This window comes from Streptomyces sp. NPDC004752 (assembly GCF_053601275.1).
This window is the reverse complement of sequence record NZ_JBSGBN010000108.1, coordinates 1-24,966: the sequence shown is the minus strand read 5'-3', so window position 1 is coordinate 24,966 and position 24,966 is coordinate 1. Positions and strand designations below refer to the sequence as shown.

The following is a 24,966-nucleotide window of genomic DNA, read 5'->3' as shown; positions in this document are numbered from 1 at the left end:
TCAGAGGTAGCGGCGCTGGGTGCCCTGGTGGGCGGCGTACGTCTCGTACGCGGACCGGGTGGATTCCAGGGCGGAGACCTGGCTGACCGGCACGTCCCACCAGCCGTGCGCCGGCGGGTTCGGGCCGTACAGGTCGGTCTCGACATGTACGACGGTGGTGCGGTCCGCGGCCTGGGCCTTCTCCACCGCGGCACGGAACTCGCCGACGGAGGCGGCGCGCAGCACGTCCGCGCCGAGGGAGGCGGCATTCGCGGCCAGGTCGACCGGCAGCACCGCGCCGTCCAGCAGCCCCGAGCCGCCGTCCCGGTAGCGGTACTTGGTGCCGAAGCGCTGCGAGCCGAGGGCCTCGGAGAGGGAACCGATGGAGGCGAAGCCATGGTTCTGGACCAGGACGACGATGACCTTCAGACCCTCGGAGACCATGGTGACGATCTCCTGGGCCATCATCAGGTACGAGCCGTCCCCGACCAGGACGACCACTTCCCGCGACGGGTCCGCCATCTTCGCGCCGACCCCGGCGGCGACCTCGTAACCCATGCAGGAGTAGGCGTACTCCACGTGGTAGGCCTTCGGATCGCGGGCCCGCCACAGCTGCTGCAGGTCGCCGGGCATCGAACCGGCCGCATTGATCACCACGGCACGGTCGTCGAGAATCTCGTTCAAGGTGCCCAGCACCTGGCTCTGGGCCGGCAGCTCGCCGCTGTGGCGCTCCCCGGCGAAGCAGGTCTCCTCGATCTCCCGCGTCCGGGCAATGAGCGTCCGGACGTGCTCGCGGTAGCCGGAGTCCACCTGCCAGTCACCCAGCTCGGCCGCCAGCGCCTGGATGCCGAGGCGGGCGTCGGCGACCAGCGGCTGCGCGGAGTGCTTCACCGCGTCCAGTCGGGCCACGTTGAGGTTGACGAAGGCCACGTCGGGGTGGGCGAAGACGGTGTGGCTGGCGGTGGTGAAGTCGGAGTAGCGGGTGCCGATGCCGAGGACCACGTCCGCCTGCCGCGCCAGTTCATTGGCTGCGTACGCGCCGGTGGAGCCGATGCCGCCGACCGCGACCGGGTGATCCCAGGGGACGGCGCCTTTGCCCGCGTGCGTGTCCGCCACCGGGATGCCCGTGGTCGCGGCGAAGGCCCGCAGTTCCTCCACGGCGCCGGAGTACACCACCCCGCCCCCGGCGACGATCAGCGGACGCTCGGCGCGGCGCAGCAGTTCCGCAGCCCGCCGCACCGCGTCTTCCTCCGGCACGGGGCGGCCGACATGCCAGATCCGGCGGCGGAAGAAGCCGGTCGGCCAGTCGTACGCCTCCGCCTGCACATCCTGAGGCAGCGCGAGCGTCACCGCTCCGGTCTCCACGGGATCGGTGAGCACCCGCATCGCCGCGAGCGCGGCCGGGATCAGCTGCTCGGGGCGGGAGACGCGGTCGAAGTACTTCGACACGGCCCGGAAGGCGTCATTGACCGTCACGTCCCCGCCGCGGGTGTCCTCCAACTGCTGCAGCACCGGATCGGCGGTCCGGGTGGCGAACATGTCCGACGGCAGCAGCAGCACCGGCAGCCGGTTGGTGGTGGCCAGCGCCGCCCCCGTGATCATGTTGGTGGAGCCGGGGCCGGTGGAGGCCGTGCAGGCGAAGACCGCGAGCCGGTCGCGCATCTTCGCGTACGCCACCGACGCATGCACCATGCCCTGCTCGTTCCGCGCCAGGTAGTAGGGCAGATCGGCCTCTCCGGTCTGCGCCGCCTGCAGCAGCGCCTGCCCGACCCCGGCCACGTTCCCGTGCCCGAAGATCCCCCACATTCCGGGGACCAGCCGCTGCTCGACCCCGTCCCGCTCGCTGTATTGATTGGCCAGGAACCGCACCAGTGCCTGGGAGGTCGTCAGCCGGATCGTCGGCGCCGCCATCACGTCTCCTTCCAGGTGCCGCGGATCCACGCGTGGTCCGGGTGATCGCAGATCCGCCACGCCCGTTCCTCGCCGGGGCCGGCCATGACGTTGAGGTAGTACAGATCGTGTCCGGGGGCCGCAATGGACGGGCCGTGCCAGCCGTGCGGCACGAGGACGACGTCGCCGGAGCGGACCTCGGCGAGCACGTCTATGGGCCGCTCAAGGGTGCCGAAGACGCGCTGGTGGGCGAAGCCGTGCGGGCCGCCGTCGATCTCGAAGTAGTAGATCTCCTCGAGCTCGCTCTCCTCGCCGGGCCGGTGCTCGTCGTGCTTGTGCGGCGGATAGGAGGACCAGTTGCCGCCGGGCGTCAGCACCTCGCATACCAGGATCTTGGCGGCGTCGAAGCTGTGCGGCAGGCAGTAGTTGCGCACGGTGCGGGCGCAGTGGCCCGCACCGCGCTGTTCGACGGGGACGCCTGCGGCGGCGCCGTACCGGGCCGGCAGTCCGACGTCCTCGGTGCGGGCAGACGGCAGCGCGAAGGTGCCGCCGTCCGCGCTGCTGATGACGGCCCGTGCTCCGGGCGGCAGGTAGCAGAAGTCGGTGACCGCGTCGAAGACGCCGCTGCGGCCCGCCAGGTGAAAGGGCTGTCCGTCGACGGTGACGGTGCAGCCGCCACGCAACGGCAGGACCAGGACCTCGCACTCCGCGGTGGACAGCGCGTGTGCCTCGCCCGGCACCAGGCTCAGGACCCGCAGCCCGGAGTACCCCCAGCGGGCGGACTTCGGCGTGACCTCGAGGTCGTACGGTCCGTCGGCAGAGCTGCCCTTGGGCAGATGGTGCGTGGTCGAGTCGGTGTGGGTCACAACAGGCTCACCGCCCGGTCCACCGCGCCGGCCACATCGCCGTCGGAGGGATAGAGCAGGGACCGTCCGACGGTCAGGCCCTGCGCGGTGGGCTGCTTGAGAGCCTTGCCCCAGGACGCGAACGCGGCCTCGGGGTCCTTGACCTCGCCGCCCAGAAGCACGGTGGGCAGGGTCGAGGAGGCCAGCACCCGCTCCATGTCCGGTACGACGGGTAGCTTCAGCCACGTGTAGGCGCTGCGCCGACCGAGCCCGGAGGCGATGGTGACGGAGCGGACGACGGCGTCCGTGGACAGGTCGTTGCGGATCCTGCCGTCCTGCCACGAGGAGAGGAACGGCTCGACCATCGCGATGAGGTGCCGGTCGTTGAGCTCGTCGACGGCGCGGGCAGTGTTCTGCAGAGCGGCAGGTGTCGCCGGGTCGTCCAGGGCGATCCGGGTGAGCATCTTGCCGCCGTCGAAGTTCATCTCGGCGATGGCCTGCGCGTCGTACCCGGTGAACCGGTCATCGATCTCGAAGGAGGAGCCGGCGAGCCCGCCCCGGTTCATCGAGCCGAAGACGCTCTTGCCGTCCAGCACCCCGAGCAGCAGCAGGTCCTCCAGGATGTCGGCGGTCGCCAGCACGCCTGTGACGCCCGGCCGCTCCAGGGAGATGCACATGCGGTCGAGGAGTTCGAAGCGGTCTGCCATGGCGCTCGGATCGGAACCCACCGCGTTGGCGCCGCGGGCCGGATGGTCGGCGGCGATGATCATCACTTTGCCGTGCTCACCGAAGAGCGATGTCGCTTTCACGCGTCGGGCGGCTGCCGCCGCGATTGCGCCCGGGTCCGCGACCCTGGCCTCCACGATCCGGCTCACCTTGTCAGACGGCACTGTTCACCTCGCGCAGCTTGGCTTCTACTTCGGATTCCTCGGGCATGGCGTCGGCGCAGGCGAGTCGGCCCGCGACGATCGCACCGGCGGCGTTGGCGAAGGTCAGCGTGCGCGGCACCTCCCACCCGGACAGCAGTCCGTGGCAGAGCGCGCCGCCGAACGCGTCGCCCGCGCCGAGCCCGTTGACGACGTCCACCGGCACCGGCGGGATCTCGGCGACGCCGCCGGCCCGGTCCATCGCCAGGACCCCCTTTGGGCCCTGCTTGACCACGGCCAGCTCCACCCCTGCCGCCAGCAGCGCTTGTGCCGCGGCGTACGGCTCGCGCTCGCCGGTGGCGACCGCGCACTCGTCGATGTTGCCGACCGCGATCGTGGTGTGCTGCAGCGCTTCCGCGTACAGGGACCGCGCCTGGTCCGGGTCGCTCCAGAACATCGGCCGCCAGTCGAGGTCGAAGACCGTGGTGCCCTGCCGTGACCGGTGGCGCAGAGCGGTGAGCGTCGCCGTGCGGCTCGGCTCCTCGCTCAGGCCGGTGCCGGTGAACCACAGGATCCGGGCCGCCGCGACCGCGTCCAGCTCCAGCTCTTCCGCCCGTATGTCCAGGTCGGGGGCCTTGGGCCGACGGTAGAAGTACAGCGGGAAACTGTCCGGCGGAAAGATCTCGCAGAAGGTGACCGGGGTCGGGGCGATGTCCGAGGACCCCACGTAGCGGGTGTCGACGCCGTAGCCGCCGAGCGCGTTGCGCACGAAGTCACCGAACGGGTCGCGGCCCGTCTTGGTGATCACCGCACTGCGGTGCCCGTGGCGGGCGGCCGCCACCGCGACATTGGTAGGGCTGCCGCCCAGGTACTTGCCGAACGAGGTGACCTCCGCCAGGCCCACGCCAGTTTGCAGGGGGTACACATCAACGCCCACCCGGCCCATCGTCAGCACTTCGAACGGCATCACGCGTGGTTCCTTCGCCTTCTGGGGAGAGGTCCGGCTCACTTGACTGTCGCGCTCTACTAGCGCGCTCTAGTCCGAGTACGATGACGCCGACCCGAATGTCATGTCAATAGGTTGTCGCCAGGAGATTTCCCGGCCACGGGCCGGCAGTCGGGCAACGGAAGGTGGAGCAAGTGGCGAAACCGGGCAAACAGCGGCCCACGATGGCGGACGTCGCAGAGAAGGCGGGCGTCTCCCGGGCGCTGGTCTCGATCGTCTTCCGCAACCAGCCGGGAGCAGGCGAGGAGACCCGTGAGCGGGTGCTGCGCGTGGCCGACGAGATCGGCTACCAGCCGGACCGCGCGGCCCGTCTGCTGGCCCGCGGGCACAGCCGCACCCTCGGCGTGATGTTCTCGGTGCGCCACACCTTCCACGCGGATCTGGTCGAGGGCATCTATCCACTGGCCGAGGAACTCGGCTACGACGTGTTGCTGTCCTCGACGGCCGACGGGCGCGACGAGGCCAAGGCCGTGGAGGCGCTGCTCAGCCACCGCTGCGAGGCGGTGATCCTGCTGGGGTCCGAGGCGGAGCCGGCCTTTCTCGACGCGCTCGGCCGCCGGGCGGCCACCGTCTCGGTCAGCCGCGCCGCGCCGCACGCCCGCGTCGACTTCGTCCACTCCGCCGAGGGCAAGGGCGTCCGGCAGGCGATGGACCACCTCGTCGAGCTCGGCCACCGGCGGATTGTGCACATCGACGGCGGCCGCGGCCCCGGCTCGACAGACCGGCGGCGCGCTTACCGGGCGGCGATGCGTCGGTACGGGCTGGCCGACGAGCTGCGGGTGATCCCCGGCGAGCACACCGAGCAGTCGGGCATCGAGGCCGGCCGGATGCTGATGCAGGAGCGCGACCAGGGCCAGGCGCTACCCACTGCGGTGCTCGCCGGCAACGATCGATGCGCAATGGGCCTGTTGATGACTCTGATCCGGGCCGGCATCGACGTCCCCGGCCAGGTGTCCGTCGTCGGCTACGACGACAGCCACCTGTCGCACCTCATGCCCGTCGGCCTCACCACCGTCCGCCAGGACGCTCCCCTCATGGCTGAGCACGCGGTGCGCTTCGCCGTCGAGCGACTGGAGAAACCAGACCTGGAGCCCAGGGAGGCGGTGCTCGACCCGAAGCTGGTCGTCCGGGGCACGAGCGGTCGGTGTCCGCAGGCGTGAAGCGCTACTCCGAGGCGTCGCGGGGTGGTCTTGTGGTGCCGCGCATCACCAGCCGCGGTTCGGCCTTGCGTCGTTCGCCGACGAAGTTTTCACGCCACCGTCGATATGAACGATGCCGCGATGTTCGATTTCCACCAGATAGTCCATGAACTGCTGGACGCCGGAGGCCTCGGACGGGTGTACGGAACTCACCTGGCTGGACGTGAACTGTCCGCCGACCACCACGACCGCGGCCTGGCGTCCGAGCTCGCCGATCTGGCCGGCGTCGATGTTCGCGCCCAGCAGCAGCACGCGGAGGCGAGCACCCCGCGGTCATCGGCCCGCAGGTCTACGCACACACCAGCCCGGTCCGGGTCAATGTTGCCGAACGATGCCGGTTCGCCCTCATCGGACGGCCACCACGCGGATCTCGACGGGGTCGAAGGCGATCCGGGTGACCGAGCCGTCACCACTCCAGCGCACCTCCACACTGCGGCCGTCCTCGTCCACACCGGTGACCGCCGCACTCTCCACCGGCTCACCGCTCAACGCCGCCAGCGCCACGAACACCTTCGTGCCCTCCGCTGCACCGCTCAGGCGCGGCATCCGCGCCCACCGCGTGTACGCCGTGCCCTCGGGTGCCCGCACCTCACCCCGCTCGCTCCACCCCAGCAACGGCTCCAGCACCGTAGCCAGTTCGTCCTCCCGGCCCGTCGCCCAGCCGGTCAGCGTCACCCGCGCGCCCGGCGGGGCGCCCACCACCCGGTGCACCCGCACCTCGTACGGGCCGCGCACGACCGTCACACTCTCCACCCGCAACCCGGGCAGCGTCTCGTGGCCGCTCGCGAACACCGGGCGGTGCCAGGACGCCGCCCAGCCGAAGCCGCCGCCGTCGCCCGCGCCCAGGGGATGGATGCGGCGGCGGACGCTCGGCACGCCGTCGACCTCGACGGCGAAATGGTTGTCGGCCGTGTTGGCGTCGGAGGTCGGGCCGGTCACTGTGGAGTACGCCAGCCGCCCGTAATGTGGGTCGTCTTCCGCGGCCGACTCGCCCTCGTGCGGGCGCACATGGTCACTGCCGTGGTTGTGCAGCCGCACGATCCCGTCCGCCCGCGTGGAGTGGATCAGCAGGCCGGGACCTGGGAGGGCCAAGGCGCGGTCCGCCGCCTCGACCGGGGCCGACTCCTCCCTCGCCGTCCACAGCTCATGCCCGGCCGGGGCCAGCAGCGAGACAAAGGCCTTCGACGCCCAGTACGGGGACGCCGGCCCCGAGTACGCCTGCACCGTGGCCGCGTGCGGACCGTACCAGCCCAGGCTCAGCAGCCCGTCCGCACCCACCGCGCCGCGATCGAGGAAGTGCTTCAGACAGCCGCTGATCAGCCGCCGCGAAGCCCCCGCCGACAGCGGCGTGTTCCCCGTCAGCGCGCCCAGCCCCACCGCCGCGCCCGCCGCGAAACGATACGTCAGCGACCGGCCGAAGTGGATCGGCGCCCCGTCCCCGCCGAAGAGCAGCGCATAGCTTTCCAGGTGCTCGCGCAGCCGCGCCCCGTGCCGGGACAGCCTGGCAGCATCCCCGGCCAGGAAGGCGTCCAGCACCGGATACAGGTGCAGCGCCCACCCGTTGTAGTGATCGAAGGCCCGCCCGTCGCCGTCCGCATACCAGCCCTGGCCGCGATACCACCCCTCGAGCAGTTCCTCCGCCCGCTCATGGGCGCGCGCCGTCTCCGCGTCACCGCGGCCGACCGACTCCAGGAATCCGGCCACCGCGTACGGGAAGAAGTACCAGTTGTTCGGAGCCGGCACGTGCCGCAGCGCCCCCCGCAGCCACGCCTCGGCCCGGTCCTGCACGCCCTCCTCCAGCTGGTCCCACAGCCACGGCCGGGTCAGCCGCAGGCCGAGGGCCACTGACGCGGACTCCACCATCGGCTGGCCTGAGCGGATGGGCAGCCACGACTCGGCATCGTCACGCCCGGGCGTCGCGGTCCCTGCGGCCAGCCCGTCGGCGTACCGCTCCAGCATCCCGTCCGGGTCCTTCCCGCCCGCGCCCGCGGTACGGAACGCGGCGGCGAGAAACGTACGGGCGTATCCCTCGATCCCGTCCGAGCGCACCCCGGACTCCGACGGCCGCCCCGGCAGGTCGAGCAGCGCCCCGCGCGGCGTCGCAAACCGCCAGGCCGCACGCAGCAGCCCGTCGGCCACGGCCTCCCAGCGCTCGCGGGTGTAGCCGGTGTGCGGGCTCAGCTCGCGGTCGTCCGCGGTGAGTTGTATGTGGTCTCTCATGCGAGGTAGGCCAGCCTTTCGCGTCGTACGGGATGATCGAAGCCCTCGCCCGCCGCCCAGCGGGCCACCTCACCGGCGGCGAGGTCGGCAAGACGGCCCCACTCGTTGCCCTGTGAGCCGGCCAGGTGCGGGGTGATGGTGACGTTGTCGCAGTCCCACAGCGGGTGGTCGGGCGGGAGCACCTCCGGGTCGGTGACGTCCAGGACGGCGCGGATCCGGCCCGCGGTGGCCGCGTCGGTGAGGGCCTCCTGGTCGACGACGGCGCCGCGGGCGGTGTTGATCAGCACCGCGTCGGGGCGCATCGCATCGAGGAGCGTACGGTCGACCAGACCTCGGGTCGCCGGCAGCAGCGGCGTGTGCACGCTGACCACGTCGCTCTCCGCGAACAGCTCCCGCAGGCCGACGGGCCGGGCGCCCAGCTGCCGCGCCTCGTCCTCGGTCACGTACGGATCATGCAGCAGAATCCGCAGGTCGTGCAGGCGCAGCAGCTCGATGGTGCGGCGGCCGATGAGAGAGGCGGACAGGATGCCTACCGTGCGCCGGTAGTTGCCGACCGACTGCGGGACGGCGAACGGGTCCTGCCAGGTGCGCGCCGCCTTGAAGTCCCTGGCCCGCTCCAGCACCTGCTTGCCGCTGAGCAGGATCATCGCGACGGCGTACTCCGCGACCGGCAGCGCGTTGGCAGCCGCTGCTGAGGACACCTCGATCCCCCGCTCCCAGCAGGCGTCAGTGGTGTGACCGCGGACGCTGCCGGCGGTGTGCACGATGGCACGCAGCCGGGGCGCGGAGGCGAGCACCCTGGCGTCGATGGGTGGGCAGCCCCAGCCGGTGATGAGCAGCTCGGTGTCGCCCAGCACCTCGCGTGCGTACGGGGTGGTGAAGTCGTCGAGTACGGGGCCTTCGTGCAGGTCGCAGACGGCGGCGAAGGTTGCCCGGGTGTGCGGGGTAAGGACGGCCTTGGCGGCTTCTGGTCCCATGGCGAGGGCGGTCTTCGGATGGTGCGGGTGTGTCACTTGATGACTCCTGCGCTCACTTCACGGCTCCTGCGGTCAGTCCCGAGCGCCAGAACCGCTGCAGCAGCACAAAGGCGGCGATCAGCGGCAGGACCGCCAGCAGCGAACCCATGACGACGACGGGGTAGTACTCGGGCGATACGACGGCCTGGCTGTTCCACGTGTACAGGCCCAGGCTGAGTGGATACAGGTCCTGGTCGGACAGCATCACCATGGGAAGGAAGAAGTTGTTCCAGATCGCGGTCAGCTGGAAGAGGAAGACCGTGACCAGGCCGGGGCCGAGCATCCGCAGCGACACCTTCGCGTACGTGGCCAGCTCGCCGGCGCCGTCGACCCGCGCGGCTTCGAGGACCTCACGGGGTACGTACCCCTCGCTGAAGATCCGGCCGAGGTAGACCCCGAAGGGGTTGAAGAGCACCGGGATGAAGACGGCCCAGAAGGTGTTGACCACCCCCACCGCCGAGGCCATCAGATACAGCGGCAGGGCGAGGACCGTCTGCGGCACCATGACCGCGGCCAGCACCAGGCCGAAGGCCTTCTCCTTGTGCCTGAAGCGGTACTTGTCGAAGGCGTAGCCGCAAGCGACGCTGATGAATGCGCTCAGCGCCGCGCCGAGCACCGCGTACAGCAGGCTGTTGACGTACCAGCGGCCGTACAGCCCGCCGTCCATGGCGAAGAGGTCGCTCAGGTTCTGGCCGAACGAGAAGTGGCTGAGGTCGAGGATGTTGCCGCTGAAGAGGGAGTCGCGGTCCTTGGACGCCGCGAGCAGCAGCCACAGCACCGGCAGCAGGGTATAGAGGACAGCGATGCCGACCACGGTGTTGACGGCAGTGCGGCCGAGCAGCCGCGGGCGGAGGAACTCGGAGCGGGCACTCATCCCTGGACCCCTTTGCGGCTGCGGTTCGTCCAGCGGGTGACGCCGTACGACAGGGCGATGGTGCAGAGCAGCACGATCACCGAGGCGGCGGCCGCCAGACCGTAGTTGTTGCGGGTGAAGGCCGCGTCGTAGATGTACATGCTGGGCGTGAAGCGCGAATTGATCATCGGCGTGGACTGGCTGAGCAGCATCGGCTCGGTGAACAGCTGGAGCGCCCAGATCAGCGTGAACATCGCCACCATCACGGTCGAGGACCGCACGAGCGGCGTCTTGACCTGCAGCGCGGTGCGCAGCCAGCCGGCGCCGTCGACCACCGACGCCTCGATCACCTCGCGCGGGACCGCCTGCAGCGCGGCGTAGAAGATCACCATGTTGTAGCCGAGGTTGCTCCACAGCGCGATGTTGACGACCGACGGCAGCACGGTGTGCACACCGAGGAAGTCGACCTGGATGTCGCCCTTGGCGAGCAGCTCGACCACCGGGCTGATTCCCGGGGTGTACAGGTACAGCCAGATGATCGCGGCGATGATGCCGGGCACCGCGTGCGGCAGATACAGCGCCAGCTGCGCTGAGGCCCGCAGCCGTACGACGCCGGAGTCGAGCAGCAGCGCCAGGGCGAGGGCGCCAAGCACCATCAGCGGGATGTAGACCAGGCAGAACAGCGCCACCAGGCCGAGCCCGCCGAGGAAGGTCGGGTCGGCCAGCACCGCGGCATAGCTGCGCAGGCCGACGAAGACGGTGCGTTCCGGGCCGAAGCCGAGCCCGGGCTGGTCGTCGCTGAAGAAGCTCAGCCAGACGGCGGTGCCGACCGGGATCAGGAAGACGACGGCGAGCAGGACGAGGAACGGGGCCATCAGCACGGCGCAGGCCCCGCCTTTGCGGCGGCGCGCGCTCGCGCGGGCACGCCGGGCGGGCGCGGCGTCGGGCGCCGGTGCCGTACGGGCCGGGCTGGCGGTGGTGGTCATCGGATGTCACCTGCCTTTCACTACGAGCTGCGCTGGGTGGTGGTCAGGCCGAGGGCCTTGAGGTCCGGCATGGTGCCGTCCTGGGCGTTGCGTACCGCGCCGAGGAGGGAGCCCGCGCCGCCGGCGGCCTTGGCGAAGCCGTCCTGCATGATGCGCTGGGTGGCGGTCATGCGCGGGCCCCAGAGCCAGCCGTTGCGGATCTTGTCGGCTTCCTGGTTGAAGAGGGTGTAGATGTCCTGGCCGCGGTAGTACGCCTGGGGGAAGGCGGCGCGGCCGACGGGAACCAGGTCGGTGACGGCGGGATACTGGCTGCTGGCGCCGCTGGAGAGGCGGGCCTTGAGCGCGTCCGGGTGGGAAACCTGCCAGGCGATGAACTCCATGGCGGCCTCGGGGTGCCTGCTGTCTTTGGTAACGGCGAAGGCGGAGCCGCCGTGGGTGCCGACGGCCGGCTTCTCCGGGTCCCATTGCGGCAGCGGGGCGACTCGCCAGCGGCCCTTGTCGCCGGGGTGGGCGGACATCTGGGCGCCGGCGTCCCAGGCGCCGGTGAGCCGGGTCAGCACGAGGCCGTTACCGACCTGGGCCTTGTACTGGCTGCTTTCGCTGCCGTTGGCGAAGACCAGGTCCTCGTCGAGCATCCGCTGCCAGTACGCGGCGACCTTGCGGGTGGGGGCGTCGGCGAGGGAGACGTTCCAGGCGCCGTCGCGGGTGTCGAACCACTGGGCGTCGGCCTGCCAGGCGTAGGCGGCGAACTGTACGGCGCCGTCGGTCGGGAAGAGCGCCAGTTTTCGGCCCTTGGACTTGCGGCGCACCGTACGGGCCGTTGCCGCGAACTCCTCCCAGGTGCGTGGCACCTTCAGGCCAAACTGTTCGAACAGATCGGTGCGATAGTGCAGCACCATCGGCTCGACATCGAGCGGCACGGCGAACGTGCGCTTTTCGAATGTAGTGAGGGCGAGCGCCTGTGGCAGCAGCTTGCGGCGCAGCCGGTCGCTGATCAGGTCGGTGAGGTCGCGGGCGACGCCGTCGATGGCGAAGCCGGGGACCTGGGGGCAATCGATGGTGGCGACGTCGGGGGCGTTGCCGGCGCGGGCGGCGTTGCTCAGCTTGGCAAAGCCGCCCTGGAAGCCGGAGGGTATCTGGTGGAAGTCGACCTGGATGCGATCGTGGGTGCGGTTGAAGGCATCGACCACCTCCTGGCTGCCACGCAGCGCGGACCAGAAGGTGATGTGGACGGCGCCGCCGGTGCGTGCCGAAGTGCTGCTGCCGCCGGAGCAGGCGCTCAGCACACCCGCCGCCGACAAGGCGGTGGTTGCGGTGAGCAAGGTGCGGCGGCTGGGTCGAGCGGGCATGAGGGCCTCCCGCGGCTCATGTTGGAAACACGGGAATCCTGACCGTCTGAACGGTTACGGTCAATATCTCGATCAGAGAAATCTAAAGCGGTCAAACAGTCGTTACGGCCTGCGTCGACCCGCGCACCGCGAGCGCCGGCAGCAATTCCACCCGGCTCGGCGCTACCGCCCCACCGTCTGTACGCCCCCTCCCGTCGTGCCCCAGCCGTCGCAGCAGCACCTCGGCGGCCATCCGTCCGATCTCGGACTTCGGCGGTGCCACGGCCGTCAGCGGCGGGTTGCCCAGCGCCGCGACCACATCGTTGTACGCCACCACCGAGCAGTCCTGCGGCACCTTCAGCCCGGCGTCGGCCAGCTGCTGCACCAGCACCAGCGCGTCGACGTCGCCGTGCAGGATCGCGGCGGTGGCGCCGCGCCTGCGCAGCAGCGCGGCGAGTTCGACCGGGGTACCGGGACCGTAATCGGGTTCGGCGTCCGGCGCGCTGCTGATAACGTCCCACCGCTCGCCGCCGCTGCGTTCCGCCGCGATCGCCGCGAAGGCGGCCCGCACGGCCCGGGCGGTGGGGCTGTCGTCGCGGGCGGCGAGCACCACGCGGCGGTGGCCGAGCGCCAGCAGATGCTCGACTGCCAGGTGCACGCCGTACCAGTGGTCGGAGCAGACGGAGTCCATGGCGTGCAGCACGCTGCCGGGACGGGGGCGGCGCTCCATCAGCACCGCGGGCACGTCGGCCAACGTGGCGGCGAGCCAGTCGTAGTCGCCCTCCTCGGCCGCGGTGCTGCGCCAGCGCGGCGCGAGCAGCAGGCCCCGCACACCGTCCGCCAATGCCCGCTCGATGATGGGCCGCTCGGTGCCCGGCGCCTGCGACGCGATCAGCAGCGCGGGCCGGACGCCGGCGGCCTGCAGCACCTCGCGGGCGCCGTTCATGGTTTCGAACAGATATGCGTGCCGCTCCGGCACCACGATCCCCACCGTCCCACCGGACGGCTCCGCGGCAGGCTCGGCCCGCTGCACCGGCACCACCGACCGGGCCACGCCGTGTCCGCGGCGCAGCTTCCCGGCCCGGGTGAGTTCTTCGACGTCGCGACGGATAGTGATGATCGATACTTCCAGGTCGCCCGCGAGGTCGGTCAGCTTCACCTCGCCGCGCGCCTGCACCGTGGCGAGTATCTGCCGCCGCCGTACGTCCACAGGCTCTCGCATCCCAGACCCCTTTGCCGCGCCTAGACGTTCGTTTGAACGCTTTGGCTCCAGAATAGCGATCGGCCGCCGGGGACGGACCCACCCCTCGTGCGCAGGGGAGGCGATGGTGTCCCTGGTGATGGACGAGATGCTGACCGTGGTGACGCCCTATGTGACCCGGCTGTGCCGGGCGGTGGAGACCAGGGAGATCGAGCGGCTGGCCGGCGGAGTCGGCGACGGGGAATCGCCGGCGCAGGTGCGAGATCTGCTGGCGCTGACGCCCGTACACCATCGTGCCGTGCTGGTGCTCCGCGAGCTGGAGGAGATCGACGAACGCGGCGTGGCCGAGTTGCTCGGGGTCGCGCCCGGCACCGTCAAGTCCCGGTTGCACCAGGCCCGTTCGGCGTTCCGGAAGGCATGGCAGCAATGAGTGTGGACGCCGTGACTCGGCTGCGGGTGCTGGCCGCGCGGCTGCACGCCCCGCTGTGCGCGGAGGAGCACCTGAACCTACCGTTCGAGCGGGTGTGGGCGGTCGCCGCCGATCTGGCGAGCGAGCGTCTGCACGATGAGCGTAACGCCGGATAGCGGATTGCAGATCGTTGAGAGGCGGAGAGCCGACGCCGCCATTCGGGGGCGCCGGCCCCTCGGCCCGAGTCGGCCCACAACCCCAAAGGTCGGTTCGTTGGCCAGCCATGGGAGAGCTGAGGGCGGACTGAGGAAGTCAAAGTGCCAGCCACCGGCATAGCGTTGCCGCGTCGGTCAGGAACGCTGCCGGATCGTCATTCTGGACAAACTCAAGCAGTGCGTACCGCTTGTCCTGGGCGGGTCCTTGGCCGTGCTCCCCGGCGAGAGCGGCGATCACCGGTTTCCAGAGTGCCGCGCCGTCGGCAAGCGCCCGGCGCTCACCATTGCGGGTCCAGGTGAAGACATGCACGGTGACCAGCGACGGGAGCAGGGTTGCTACCTCCACCAGTGATGATGTGCTGCCCTGGCCGGTCCGCGGTTGCCAGTAAGGCCGCACGCCAGGGTGGCCAGTGGCGGCATAGAGCTCGAGTGCGGACTCTAGGGTGTCGGTCAGCGTTTTCGGATGGTGCTCCACACCGATCTCGATACCGTGCTCGGCCGCCAACTCGGCGACGCGGTAAAGGTCGATGGCGACGCGGGTCCTGGCTGATGCGTCGGAATCAGCCGAACCGCGCCTTCCCGCCCAGATGCGGATCCGAGGTGCGCCGAGGTCGATGGCGGTACGCAGGACGGGCTCGAAGTTCGCCGGCGTGTCGTAGCCGGCGTGGTAGTAGGAGCCGTAGGCGGCGATCTCGACTCCAGCGTCGGCGCTCATCTGCGCAGTTTGACGCGCGGACCTGGCGTCGCCGGCAGGAACGTGGACATCGCCGCCCCATTCGACGGCGCGCAGGCCGGCACGGTTGGCCAGGTCGAGTACGTTGGCCACCTCGAGGTGGCGGAACGTCACGGATACCAGTCCCGGGATCAGTTGCCCAGTCAATCCTGTGCCTCCAGCTCTGCAAGGTATATCTGATGCCGTAGCTGCACTCCGGCGACCCAGCGTTCCAACTCCTCCAGAGTGAGCGCGCCCAGTCTGGGAAGTTCTGTGCCCTTGAACCAGCCGCAGGAGTGCTGTTGTGCGGCCGGCTGTGTGGTGTCGGACATCGTCGTCTCCAGGGACTCAGCGTTGAGGAGGTGGAGGGACCTGCCGCGCGGGGCTTGGATCAGAACCGGCCCGTGCGCACCTCGAACTTGCTGGGCTTGCCGTGTACCGGCTTGTTCGCCTTGGTCCATGCGGCAACCCAATTGATCATCGTGTTCAATGGCACGATCGGGTTGCCGAGCAATTCGGCGGCCTTGTCGCAGTTCACCGCCAGACAGTCGGTCTCGGCTCCGGTGAAGCGGGGCTCGACTCCGAATGCCTCGCCGAACCCCGTGGCGATGCGCCGGACACTCGTCAGTTCGGGATTGCCGATGTTGATCGGGCCGGCGGGCGCCTCGCAGTGCCGCAACAGGCGGGCGAACTGATTGATCGCGTCGCCCTGCCACATGATGTTGACCGCACCCGTCTCCAGCGGGATTTCGGCGCCGTCGAGGACCCAGCGGGCGATCTCCTGCAGCACGCCGTAGCGCATGTCGATGGCGTAGACGAAGCGGACGAGTCGGCCGGGGGTGCTGTGCTGGCGGGAGAAGTACTGAAAGATCCGTTCCCGGCCGACGACCGAGTTCGCGTACTCCCCCGGCCGGGCGGTGGGCGGCGTTGCCTCGGTGACGCCGCCGTGCAGTGGGTTGCTCCATGGGTAGACGTGGATGGTGGACAGAGCCACGATGCGGGAGCCGGCGTAGGCTTCGGCGACGTGGGCGGGGGCAAGGGTGTTCATCGCCCACAGGAAGTCCTCACGGCCGCCGGTGTCGAACTTCAGCCCGGCCATGTAGATCACGTTCGGCACCTTGGGCAGGGCGAGCACCGCCTCACGGTCGAGCAGGTCGCAGGCGATGGTCTCCACACCCCAGGCTTCGAGTCGCTCGCGGGCGGCGGCGTCGGAGAACCGGGCGACGCCGATGACCCGCTTGTGTGGCGCGGCCTTCTTGATCAAGCGGGCGAGGGTGACGCCCATCTTCCCGGCGACCCCGAGGATCGCGACGTCGCCGTCGAGGTCCTGCAGGTCGGCGAGGGCCTCGGCGGTCGGGGTGGACATGAAGTCCTCAAGGTGATCAAGGTCGGTGAAGTGCTTCGGGAACATGTCCGGGTGCAGGACCGGGATGTCGGGCATGGCTGTCTCCGCGAGGGTGCCGTGTCGTACAGGAAAGGGAGCGCGAGGGGATCGCATGGGTCGCAGCCGGAGCGTTGCGGCGTATGCGTGCAGCCGCTCAGGCGACCAGGTCGATCGAGGCTCCGTCGTCGGAGAGCCAGCGCTTGAGGTTGGCCTCGACGAACGCGTCGTCGGTCAGGTCGGGATACCTCTGCACGACGCGGTCGATCTGTGCTGCCTGTCCGGGGCTGAGCTGCTCAGCCGGGTCCAGGCACCGCACGTCGCGTACGAGGCCCTGGCGGCGAAGCACCTCCAGGCAGCCGGGGATGCAGCCGCGGAAGGCGTTGTGGGCGTCGTAAACGGCGCCGTTGGCGTCGGTGATCAGCGGGTCGAGCGCGAGCAGGTCGGCCGGCACCGGTGCGCCGTCGGGCAGGGCGTGGATCCGGTCGAGCAGTTCGACCGCGCGCCTGGTCCATACGCTCCAATGCCCCAGCAGTCCGCCTTTGATCCTCGCCGTGACCTTCGAGCCGTCGGCGCGGCGCAGGGCGAAGGGGGTGACCAGGTCGAGCACGATGTGGTCATCGTTGCCGGTGTAAAGGGTGATGCGCTCCGTCGCGTCGGCGTCAATCACGGCCCGGACGATGTCGAGGGTGCGGTAGCGGTCGAAGGGCGCCATCTTGATCGCCACGACATTGTCGAGTTCAGCGAAAGCCCGCCAGAATTCGTAGCTGAGGTGGAACCCGCCGACCTCCGGCAACAGCGCGAATCCGATGATCGGCATCACTTCCGCGACGCGTCGGCAGTGCGCGAGCACCTCGGACTCAGGGGATTCGCGCAACGCGGCCACGTTGAGCAGAGCTGCGTGATAGCCGAGGTCGCGGGCGGTTACGGCCTCGGCGAGAGCCTGGTCGGCGGCGCCTGCGACGCCGGCAACGAGCGCGGCCGGGCGATCAGCCCAGTCACGAGTGGTCTCGGCGGCGATGCGCAGCACCTGTTCGTAAAGGCCGTGCTCGCGGATCGCGAACTGGGTGGTGTGCACCCCGACCGCGACTCCGCCGGCGCCGGCGTCGAGGTAGTAGCGGGTCAGCGCCCGCTGACGGACAGCGTCGAGGCGGCCGGACTCGTCGAGCGCCAACGGATGGGCGGGTAGGACAGCGCCGTCACGGATGAGCTCCGCGATGGGCAAAGGCAGAGCCGTGGAACTGATCGACATCGTCATCGACCTCTCGGAAAGACGAGCCGGGATTTCCCCTATCTCGTTCGGCTGCCCGCACGAACGAGGGTCGGCTCGTCGGGTGAATGTGTTACTCACTCGGACCCATCACGGAGTCAAGCACAGACATCGATCGTGCACAACCGGTTGCGCAGTCCAAGACAACCGATTGTTCAGATGATCGAGGCGGATCTATACTCCGGGACATGACATCGCTGCAGGAGGTGGCGGATGCCGCCGGCGTCTCCCGGTCCGTGGCCTCCCGCGTACTGACCGGCGATGAACGCGCCCGGATCAGCGACGCCACCCGCGAGCGGGTGCGCAACGCGGCCGACCGTCTTCAGTACGTACCCAACCATCGTGCTCGCGCGTTGCGCTTCGCCCGCTCCGGCGCGGTGGGACTGATCGTGCCGGACGTGAACAACGCAGTATTCGCCGAGTTGCTCGGTGGAGTCGAGGACCGTGCCCGCGAAGGCGGGATGGCGGTGCTGCTGGCCCAGATCGATCCACCACCGGCCGGGCGCGAGCAGCTACGCGAACTCGTCGCGGCCGGTCGCGTCGACGGGGTGCTGCTGCAGCGCCGGGAGGACTTCGACGACGCAATGCTCGGCGAGGCCCTGACCGGCCTGCATCCCGCGGTGCTGATCAACTCGAAGTTGCCCGGGCGGACCGGGGCAGTGGTGCTCGACGACGTGGCCGGCGCCATGATGGCCACCCGGCATCTCATCGATCTGGGACACGAGCGCATCGGGCACCTCGCCGGCGTACCGACCCATGACACAGCCGTCCGCCGCCACGACGGATTCTGCTCGGCGATGCGTGAGGCATCTCTGCCCATCACGGAGGAGTGGGTTCTGCGGTCGGGGTGGGAGGCCTCGGGCGGGGCCGCCGCCGTCGAACAACTGCTGCGCTCGCCGACGCTGCCGACCGGGCTGGTCGTCTCCAGCGTCAATGCCGCGATCGGCGCCCTGTCCGCGCTCGCTCGCAGGGGGGTTCGGGTGCCGGATGACGTATCCGTAGTGACCATCAATGACACGTGGGTGGCCGAGACCTGGACACCGGCCGTGACGACGGTACGGATGCCGCTGCGGGAGCTCGGACGGCGCGCCTGCGACATGCTGATCGGTCACGCCGGCGGCGCTCCGCTGAAGGATCTTGTCGTGACGGAACCGGTTCCTGAGCTGCTCATCCGCGGATCCACCCGATCCGTGCGCCAGTCCAACAGTTGACACCTCCGGTACCCGCCGCCTAGCTTCACCAGTGCGCACTCGATTGTGCACATCACTCGTTCCCAGACCGGTCAACTCGGGTCTGTCACACGGATCAGCCGCAGCTGCCCCTGCGCGATCTGTACGCCCTGCCGCAAGAGCCGTATCGCCGGTTCCAGGGCATATGACGGGCTCACCAAGGACTAATGAGGACGAGAGATGCTCTCCGGTATCAAAGTCGTGAGCTTCACGCACTTCCTGCAGGGGCCGTCGGCCACCCAGCTTCTCGCCGACCTGGGTGCTGACGTCATCAAGGTGGAACCCCCGCAGGGGGCATTCGAGCGGTCCTGGTCCGGCCCGGATGCGTACGTCGGCGGTGTGTCGGTGTTCTTCCTGCTCGGCAACCGCAATGCCCGCAGTGTCGTCGTCGACCTCAAGAACGCCGATGGCAAGGCCATGCTGCGCCGGCTGCTCGACGGCGCCGACGTGTTGATCGAAAGCTTCCGTCCCGGCGTGATGGACCGGCTCGGCCTGGGCTACGAGCACCTTCGGGCCACAAACCCGCGCTTGGTGTATTGCTCTCTGTCCGGCTACGGATCCGACGGCCCTTACCGAGACCGCCCTGGACAGGATGTCCTGATCCAGTCGCTGTCCGGGCTCGCGGCCGCCACCGGAGCGGCGGGCGCTCATCCCACACCCGTCGGGGCTTCCCTGGTCGACCAGCATGGCGCCGTCCTCGGTGCGCTCGGCATCCTCGCCGCCCTGCACGGCCGCGAACGCACCGGCGAGGGCACCCGAGTCGAGAGCAACCTGCTCAACGCCGCGCTCGACCTCCAGCTCGAACCGTTGTCCTACTTTCTCAACGGCTTCCGCGGCGAGCGCAGCGCTTCCGGGATCTCTTCGCCGTTCTACAAGGCGCCGTACGGGGTCTTCGCTACCGCCGACGGCTACATCACCGTCTCGCTCACCAGCACCGACGCCCTGGCCAAGGTGCTCGACGAGCCCTGGTTCAGCACCATCGAGCCCGATCAGGAGTACGCGATGCGGGAGCACATCAACGCCCGCATCGCCGACCGGATAGCCGAACACCCCACCGACCACTGGACGACACGATTCACCGAGCACCGCATCTGGCACGCGCCGGTCAACGACTACGCCGATGTCGTGGCCGACCCCCAGGTCGAGCACAACGAGAGCGTCATGACCATCAACCATCCGCAGGCCGGTGAGATCCGACTCCCCGCGCACCCCGTCCGCTACGGCGGCCAGCGTCCTGGTCTACGCCGTCTCCCCCCACAGCTGGGCGAGCACACCCGGGAAGTCCTCGATGAACTCGGCTACACCAGCACCGAGATCACCCAGCTGCTCGAGACGGGAGCCGTCCGTGACCACGACTGAGCCCCGCCCCGAGACACTCAGTCCCGAGCTCGCTGATGATGTCGTGCTCGTGGAACGCCGCGACCGCGTCGGCATAGTCACCATCAACCGGCCGGCCAAGTACAACGCGATCAACTATGCGGTCGTAGAGGCCCTGTCGGACGCCTTGCGAGAGCTCGGCGACGACCCGGCGGTTCATGCCATCGTGCTCGCCGGTGCCGGAAGAGCCTTCGCAGCAGGTGCCGACATCGCCTTCTACTCCCACGCCGACCGTGAAGCCTTCATCGCCTTCACCGAGCGCTGCAACGCACTCTGCGACACCATCGCCACCAGTCCGATCCCCATCATCGCCGCTGTCAACGGGCTCGCCCTCGGCGGCGGCTTCGAGCTTGTGCTCAGTTGCGACATCGTTGTGGCCGAGACCAACGCGTCCTTCGGGCTGCCGGAGGTCTCCCTCGGCCTGCTCCCGGGCTGGGGCGGCACCCAGCGCCTGACCTGGCACATCGGCCCGAACCGAGCCAAGTGGCTGATCATGTCCGGCGAGCGGATCAATGCCTCCACGGCCGAGCAGCTCGGCATCGTGACGCAGGTCTGTGCCCGTGAAGACCTCGACTCGGTCGTACTGGACATCGCGACGCATCTCGCCGCGCAGCCTCCCGCAGCAATCGCTGCAATCCGCGCGGCCGTCACTTCCGCGGTCCCCCACGCCTCAGCTGGCTCAGCCGGCCCGGGGTTCCGACTCGAGCGCGACAAACTCACCACGCTGTTCGACTCCCGGGACGGCCAGGAAGGCATCGCCGCGTTCGTCGAGAAGCGTCCGCCGCGCTTCCAGGGACGCTCTCACCCAGTATCCACCGAGCAGAACTGACGAGGGATCTGCCATGCAGCAGCGCAGCACGCCGGAGTTCGCCGGCTGGCAGCTCTCGCCGAACAACCACGACTCCGACAGCCTTCCCGTTCTCGCCGACGTCGACGTGGTCGTCGTCGGCGGCGGCGCAGCCGGCGTCGCCGCGGCAACCGTCGCCGCCGAGGCAGGGCGATCGGTGATCCTGGTCGAGAAATACGGATTCTGCGGGGGCGCCGCCGTCGCCGGCATGTCCGGCACCATCTGCGGCTCCTACCTCGCCGACGACCGCGACAAGCCCTCAGAGCGCATCGTAGAGGGGTTCACCGGCCGCTTCCGCGCCGGGCTGCTGGCCCGCGGCGGACTGACCAAACCGCAGAAGTACGGCAAGACCTACACCGAGGCACACGACCCCCTCATGTGGAAGGAAACCGCCGACGACCTCCTGACGGCCGCCGGAGTGCGAGTGCTACTGCACACCGCGGTCGTCGGGGTGCTGCTCGACGACGACCGCCTCCAGGGCGTCGTCCTGGAGTCCAACGCCGGACACAGCATCGTACGAGCCGCCCGCACCATCGACGCATCCGGCGACGCCGCGGTCGCCGCCCGAGCCGGACTGGGCACCTACTTCGGTGACCACGGCACAATCCAGAACCCCACCATGTTCTTCCGCATAGCCAACGTCGACATGGCTCGCTACCAGGACTTCTACGGCGAAGACACCATCTGCGGGCCAGAGGTCAGCTCCCGCATCGAGACCGCCCGACTCGACGGGCTCGATCTTCCCCGCTCGCACATCTGGATGTTCAACACAACCCGCCCCGGCGAACTGCTCGTCAACGCTACCCGGCTCAGCGGACCGGACGGGCGCATGCTCAACGTCATCGACCCAGAGGACTTCACCTGGGCGGAGATGTCCGGCCGCCGACAGGTCCGCGCCTACACCCGATTCCTCCGCGAGCGCGTTCCCGGGTGTGAGAACGCGTACGTCGTCGACACTGGAACCGAGGCCGGAATCCGCCAGACACGCAGCATCGTCGGGGTCGAAACCCTGCGCAGCGACGACGTTGTCGCCTGCAGCAAGCGCCCCGACGGAATCGTCCGCTCTCCCTGGCCGATCGAACTGCACGTCGGTGACCGGCCCAAACTGCACTGGCTCCTCAACGACTACTACGAAGTGCCCTACACCGTTCTGGTCCCCGCCCATGGGGAGAACATCATCGTCGCCGGCCGCTGTCTCTCCGCCGAACACGAAGCCCTCGCCTCCGCCCGAGTGACCGCCCAGTGCTTCGAGTACGGCCACGCCGCCGCAACCGCCACCTTGATCTCGCTGGAGAAGGGCTGCGCTTATCGCGCCATCGACGGCGTCACCGTGCGCGCACGGATGCGCGGCAATGGCAGTCTCCTGTAACTCACTGGCGCGATCACAGTAAGAACTCCTCATGCTCCGGTCTGACTTCGCGATCACTGAAGTACTACTAGTAGTGCCTGGTCAGGTTCACTTGCTGGTGGCGTGTCCGTTTGATCGCTTGTTCCGTTGACCTGTTGTGATGGGTGGGGAGCTGGCCGTGGTCCGGTGTGATCTGGAGGACTTTGCGGCGGAGATGTTCGAGCCGTTCGCGCGGGTGGATCAACGCCGGTGGGGAGCGGTGTATCTGCGGGGTCTGCTGCTGGACGGGCGGCGCAAGTCGGTGGAACCGATGGCCGCCCGGCTGGGTGAGGACGGCAACCGGCAGGCCCTGGCGCACTTCATCACCACCAGCCCGTGGGACGTGGCGCATGTCCGTGCCCGCCTGGCCTGGCGGATGCAGCAGGTGATCAGACCGACCGCGCTGGTCGTGGACGACACCGGCTTCCTCAAGGACGGCGACGCCTCGGCGTGTGTGGCCCGGCAGTACACCGGCACCGCGGGCAAGGTCACCAACTGCCAGGCCAGGGTGTCCCTGCACCTGGCCTCCAACGGTGCGTCGGCTGCTGTCGGCTGGCGTCTGTTCCTGCCCGAGAGCTGGGATCCCGCCTCGCCGAAGGCCGATCCGGGCAAGGTGGCCCGCCGCACCGCATGCGGCATCCCCACCGACGTCGGACACGTCGAGAAGTGGCAGCCGGCCCTGGACATGATCGATGAGACGAGGTCGTGGGGCATCGACGTCCCGCTCGTCGTCGCCGGCGGCGGCTACGGCGATACCGCAGCCTTCCGGCTGGGCCCGGAAGAACGCAGGCTCACCTACGCGGTCGGCATCTCCACCACGACCACCGCCCACCCGCATACTCCGCCCTACGGCGGTCGCGGCCCCCGGCCGCGACCGGTCGACCCGGTACCGGCCAGGACGGTGAAGAAGCTGGTCATCGAAGCAGGCAAGCTGACGGCCCGGCCGGTTCAGTGGCGGGAAGGCTCCCGGCCGGGCGGTGGCCGCAGCGGCGTCAAGCGCATGTACTCCCGCTTCGTGGCCCTGCGGATCCGTCCCGCCGGACGCGAGATCCGCAAAGCCTGCGACGGCCCGGAACCACCCGTGTGCCGGCTGCCGGCCGAATGGCCCGCCACCGAACCCGAACCCGTCCAGTTCTGGCTGTCCAACCTGCCCGCCGACACCCCGCCGGCCACCCTCGTGCGCACCGCGAAACTGCGCCGGCGCATCGAGCACGACTACCGCGAGATGAAGCAGGCCCTGGGCCTGACCCACTTCGAAGGCCGCACCTTCAGAGGCTGGCACCACCACGTCACCCTCCTCTCCGTCGCACACGCCTTCTGCACCCTCCAGCGGCTGACGCGATCCCCAAAAGGAACGGCGCCGGCCTGAGCCTCTACCAGGTCACCCGCGAACTGCAGTCACTCCTCGCGGTCTGGACCGGCGCCTGCCCCACCTGTCACCGCGACATGCCAGAACCGATACCGACCTGACCAGGCACTACTAGGGCCTGTAAGCGCGTTGACTCCAGGCTCACTCGTCGACGAGACCTTCGTGCTCGCGCAGCTTCGGGAACCAGCAGCGCGGCCCCGGCGATGACCCCTGGCAGACGGCGATCAGATCGGTGAACTCCATCGACTTCCGCCGGCTGTGGACGATGCGGGCCGGCTCGTCGAACCGCTCGCCGTCCTCGCCGACTCCGAAGGCGTTGTCGTAGTCCTCCCCGAACTCGTCGTCTTCAGGAGTTCGGCCTGCTCGAACTGGGCCTCGTTCACGTTGTCCCGCGCCTCGGCATCACGCATGGCCTTGAACGCCACCTCCGGCCGGCGCTGGAAATCGGTGGCCAACTGCGCCGCCACCGCCTCGTCACCGTCCGCCATTTCCCGGATCGCCTCGACCTTCTCCTGGGCAGTGACCGGGACCTGGATCTCTTCGGTCTTCCTGCCGTGTCGCCGCCTTTATCAGGTCCTACCGCGTGCCCTCGCGCGGCGTCCACCGCCGCCCTCCCATGAAACTGGCCGGGTTCAGCGCGTCCAAGCGCTCGGCGAAGCAACGGTCTACGTGAGCAGAGCGGCAAAACGTTCGGCTGCCTTCCGACCGGCCCGCTGTTTGATCAGGCCCTCCTTTGCCACACCTCGGATGTGAACCTTTGTACCTGCACTATCGATAGAGGACACCGTCACGGTGACCACGGTCGGGTTGAGGTTCAGCGCGCCCGACCCCGTGACGACGCGGACAATCGCTCGGCCGTCGGTGGGCCCAGACCGCGCTACGACCTTGCCCATCGTGGCGATGAGGGTATCGACCTCGACGAGGACTTCATCCATCGGCGCGCTGCAGGTCATTTCTAGCTCGTGAACGTCGACGCCAAGCCGACGGGCGGCCCAAGCACTCCCCCCACCTCCGAGCGCGCCCAGTTCCGACGTCAGCAGTTCGTCCTCGCTGCCTGTCACTGCCCCCACCATCTCGTCATGCAGTCACTGCATCGAACAGGTCAAGGTCAGGATCTCCCGCCACAGGGGCTCAGCGCCAGGTGTTCGTCCCAGAGGATCGGAAACAGGTTCTGGACCAGACCGGCGCGAGTTACAGCGGCCGGCTCACTATCGGCTATCTGTGGAAGTATTCCTGAACGACGCCGGACGGCGCTGCACCTCTGGTCTTCCCGAATCCGCAGGGAACGGGACCGTACTTCCGGGCGAAGCGGCGCAGGTGGTAGGCGATGCGGGTGCCGCGTTCGCCCGTGTTGTCGGCGGCGGTGGCGGTTTTCCAGCAG

Annotated in this window: 25 protein-coding genes; 8 read left to right on the top strand and 17 right to left on the bottom strand. The window is 69.3% G+C overall.

Features of this window, described 5'->3' with window-relative positions; all coding sequences use genetic code 11:
• From iolD to iolC, 4 genes are read right to left on the bottom strand one after another with little or no spacing between them, the layout of a single operon-like run.
• Entirely contained in the window at positions 1-1,890 is a 1,890-nt protein-coding gene (gene iolD / locus ACWEKM_RS33945; RefSeq protein WP_451625106.1) for a 3D-(3,5/4)-trihydroxycyclohexane-1,2-dione acylhydrolase (decyclizing), read from the bottom strand.
• A complete protein-coding gene (iolB, locus tag ACWEKM_RS33940) occupies positions 1,890-2,735 on the bottom strand; it encodes a 5-deoxy-glucuronate isomerase (RefSeq protein ID WP_451625105.1) in 846 nt (281 codons plus the stop codon). Before iolB ends, iolD begins: the two co-directional genes overlap by 1 nt.
• Entirely contained in the window at positions 2,732-3,604 is an 873-nt protein-coding gene (locus tag ACWEKM_RS33935) for a Cgl0159 family (beta/alpha)8-fold protein (RefSeq protein ID WP_451625104.1), read from the bottom strand. Before ACWEKM_RS33935 ends, iolB begins: the two co-directional genes overlap by 4 nt.
• The gene (gene iolC / locus ACWEKM_RS33930) at positions 3,594-4,547 is read right to left on the bottom strand and encodes a 5-dehydro-2-deoxygluconokinase (RefSeq protein WP_451625103.1); all 954 of its coding nucleotides are present in this window, start codon (positions 4,545-4,547) and stop codon (positions 3,594-3,596) included. Before iolC ends, ACWEKM_RS33935 begins: the two co-directional genes overlap by 11 nt.
• 203 nt (positions 4,548-4,750) lie before the next feature.
• Here iolC and ACWEKM_RS33925 point away from each other — a divergent pair, with 203 nt between their 5' ends.
• On the top strand, positions 4,751-5,746 hold the full coding sequence (locus ACWEKM_RS33925; RefSeq protein WP_451625115.1) for a LacI family DNA-binding transcriptional regulator: 996 nt from the start codon (positions 4,751-4,753) through the stop codon (positions 5,744-5,746).
• A gap of 45 nt (positions 5,747-5,791) precedes the next feature.
• Here ACWEKM_RS33925 and ACWEKM_RS33920 read toward each other — a convergent pair whose 3' ends face one another.
• The 7 genes from ACWEKM_RS33920 to ACWEKM_RS33890 form a co-directional block, all read right to left on the bottom strand.
• Entirely contained in the window at positions 5,792-6,037 is a 246-nt protein-coding gene (locus tag ACWEKM_RS33920; RefSeq protein WP_451625102.1) for a hypothetical protein, read from the bottom strand.
• A 93-nt stretch (positions 6,038-6,130) separates the two neighbouring features.
• Entirely contained in the window at positions 6,131-8,005 is a 1,875-nt protein-coding gene (locus tag ACWEKM_RS33915) for a DUF2264 domain-containing protein (protein ID WP_451625101.1), read from the bottom strand.
• Complete coding sequence (locus ACWEKM_RS33910) at positions 8,002-8,982, bottom strand: hydroxyacid dehydrogenase (protein ID WP_451625114.1); 981 nt, start codon at positions 8,980-8,982, stop codon at positions 8,002-8,004. The genes ACWEKM_RS33915 and ACWEKM_RS33910 overlap by 4 nt, the downstream gene beginning before the upstream one ends.
• Positions 8,983-9,034: 52 nt before the next feature.
• Positions 9,035-9,895: a carbohydrate ABC transporter permease gene (locus ACWEKM_RS33905; protein WP_451625100.1), complete on the bottom strand. Its 861-nt coding sequence runs from the start codon at positions 9,893-9,895 to the stop codon at positions 9,035-9,037.
• Positions 9,892-10,860 (bottom strand): carbohydrate ABC transporter permease, encoded by a 969-nt coding sequence (locus ACWEKM_RS33900; RefSeq protein WP_451625099.1) that lies wholly within the window; start codon positions 10,858-10,860, stop codon positions 9,892-9,894. The genes ACWEKM_RS33905 and ACWEKM_RS33900 overlap by 4 nt, the downstream gene beginning before the upstream one ends.
• A 20-nt stretch (positions 10,861-10,880) precedes the next feature.
• A complete protein-coding gene (locus tag ACWEKM_RS33895) occupies positions 10,881-12,209 on the bottom strand; it encodes an ABC transporter substrate-binding protein (protein WP_451625098.1) in 1,329 nt (442 codons plus the stop codon).
• A 91-nt stretch (positions 12,210-12,300) separates the two neighbouring features.
• Entirely contained in the window at positions 12,301-13,410 is a 1,110-nt protein-coding gene (locus ACWEKM_RS33890) for a substrate-binding domain-containing protein (RefSeq protein WP_451625097.1), read from the bottom strand.
• Between the two features lie 103 nt (positions 13,411-13,513).
• Between ACWEKM_RS33890 and ACWEKM_RS33885 the strand changes: the two genes are divergently transcribed.
• Positions 13,514-13,819: a sigma factor-like helix-turn-helix DNA-binding protein gene (locus ACWEKM_RS33885; protein WP_451625096.1), complete on the top strand. Its 306-nt coding sequence runs from the start codon at positions 13,514-13,516 to the stop codon at positions 13,817-13,819.
• The gene (locus tag ACWEKM_RS33880; protein WP_451625095.1) at positions 13,816-13,974 is read left to right on the top strand and encodes a hypothetical protein; all 159 of its coding nucleotides are present in this window, start codon (positions 13,816-13,818) and stop codon (positions 13,972-13,974) included. The genes ACWEKM_RS33885 and ACWEKM_RS33880 overlap by 4 nt, the downstream gene beginning before the upstream one ends.
• A 136-nt stretch (positions 13,975-14,110) precedes the next feature.
• On the opposite strand, the gene ACWEKM_RS33875 is transcribed toward ACWEKM_RS33880, so the two are convergent.
• The 4 genes from ACWEKM_RS33875 to ACWEKM_RS33860 form a co-directional block, all read right to left on the bottom strand.
• Positions 14,111-14,860 (bottom strand): sugar phosphate isomerase/epimerase family protein, encoded by a 750-nt coding sequence (locus ACWEKM_RS33875; protein ID WP_451625094.1) that lies wholly within the window; start codon positions 14,858-14,860, stop codon positions 14,111-14,113.
• A gap of 29 nt (positions 14,861-14,889) precedes the next feature.
• Positions 14,890-15,057: a hypothetical protein gene (locus tag ACWEKM_RS33870; protein ID WP_451625093.1), complete on the bottom strand. Its 168-nt coding sequence runs from the start codon at positions 15,055-15,057 to the stop codon at positions 14,890-14,892.
• A gap of 59 nt (positions 15,058-15,116) precedes the next feature.
• Positions 15,117-16,166: an NAD-dependent epimerase/dehydratase family protein gene (locus tag ACWEKM_RS33865; protein ID WP_451625092.1), complete on the bottom strand. Its 1,050-nt coding sequence runs from the start codon at positions 16,164-16,166 to the stop codon at positions 15,117-15,119.
• A 97-nt stretch (positions 16,167-16,263) separates the two neighbouring features.
• Complete coding sequence (locus tag ACWEKM_RS33860; RefSeq protein WP_451625091.1) at positions 16,264-17,358, bottom strand: dihydrodipicolinate synthase family protein; 1,095 nt, start codon at positions 17,356-17,358, stop codon at positions 16,264-16,266.
• A 206-nt stretch (positions 17,359-17,564) separates the two neighbouring features.
• On the opposite strand from ACWEKM_RS33860, the gene ACWEKM_RS33855 reads away from it, so the two are divergent.
• The 5 genes from ACWEKM_RS33855 (at position 17,565) to ACWEKM_RS33835 (ending at position 23,585) form a co-directional block, all read left to right on the top strand.
• A complete protein-coding gene (locus tag ACWEKM_RS33855) occupies positions 17,565-18,587 on the top strand; it encodes a LacI family DNA-binding transcriptional regulator (protein ID WP_451625090.1) in 1,023 nt (340 codons plus the stop codon).
• A gap of 198 nt (positions 18,588-18,785) precedes the next feature.
• On the top strand, positions 18,786-19,964 hold the full coding sequence (locus ACWEKM_RS33850; protein WP_451625089.1) for a CaiB/BaiF CoA transferase family protein: 1,179 nt from the start codon (positions 18,786-18,788) through the stop codon (positions 19,962-19,964).
• Between the two features lie 49 nt (positions 19,965-20,013).
• Positions 20,014-20,811 (top strand): enoyl-CoA hydratase/isomerase family protein, encoded by a 798-nt coding sequence (locus tag ACWEKM_RS33845; protein ID WP_451625088.1) that lies wholly within the window; start codon positions 20,014-20,016, stop codon positions 20,809-20,811.
• A 13-nt stretch (positions 20,812-20,824) separates the two neighbouring features.
• Positions 20,825-22,198, top strand: a complete 1,374-nt coding sequence (locus tag ACWEKM_RS33840; protein ID WP_451625087.1) for an FAD-dependent oxidoreductase — start codon at positions 20,825-20,827, stop codon at positions 22,196-22,198.
• Positions 22,199-22,337: 139 nt separating this feature from the next.
• Positions 22,338-23,585, top strand: coding sequence for an IS701 family transposase (locus ACWEKM_RS33835; protein WP_451625086.1), 1,248 nt, complete (start codon positions 22,338-22,340; stop codon positions 23,583-23,585).
• Between the two features lie 224 nt (positions 23,586-23,809).
• On the opposite strand, the gene ACWEKM_RS33830 is transcribed toward ACWEKM_RS33835, so the two are convergent.
• The gene (locus ACWEKM_RS33830) at positions 23,810-24,121 is read right to left on the bottom strand and encodes a DUF6192 family protein (protein WP_451625113.1); all 312 of its coding nucleotides are present in this window, start codon (positions 24,119-24,121) and stop codon (positions 23,810-23,812) included.
• 129 nt (positions 24,122-24,250) lie between these two features.
• Entirely contained in the window at positions 24,251-24,646 is a 396-nt protein-coding gene (locus ACWEKM_RS33825; protein ID WP_451625085.1) for a hypothetical protein, read from the bottom strand.
• Positions 24,647-24,966: the final 320 nt, after the last annotated feature.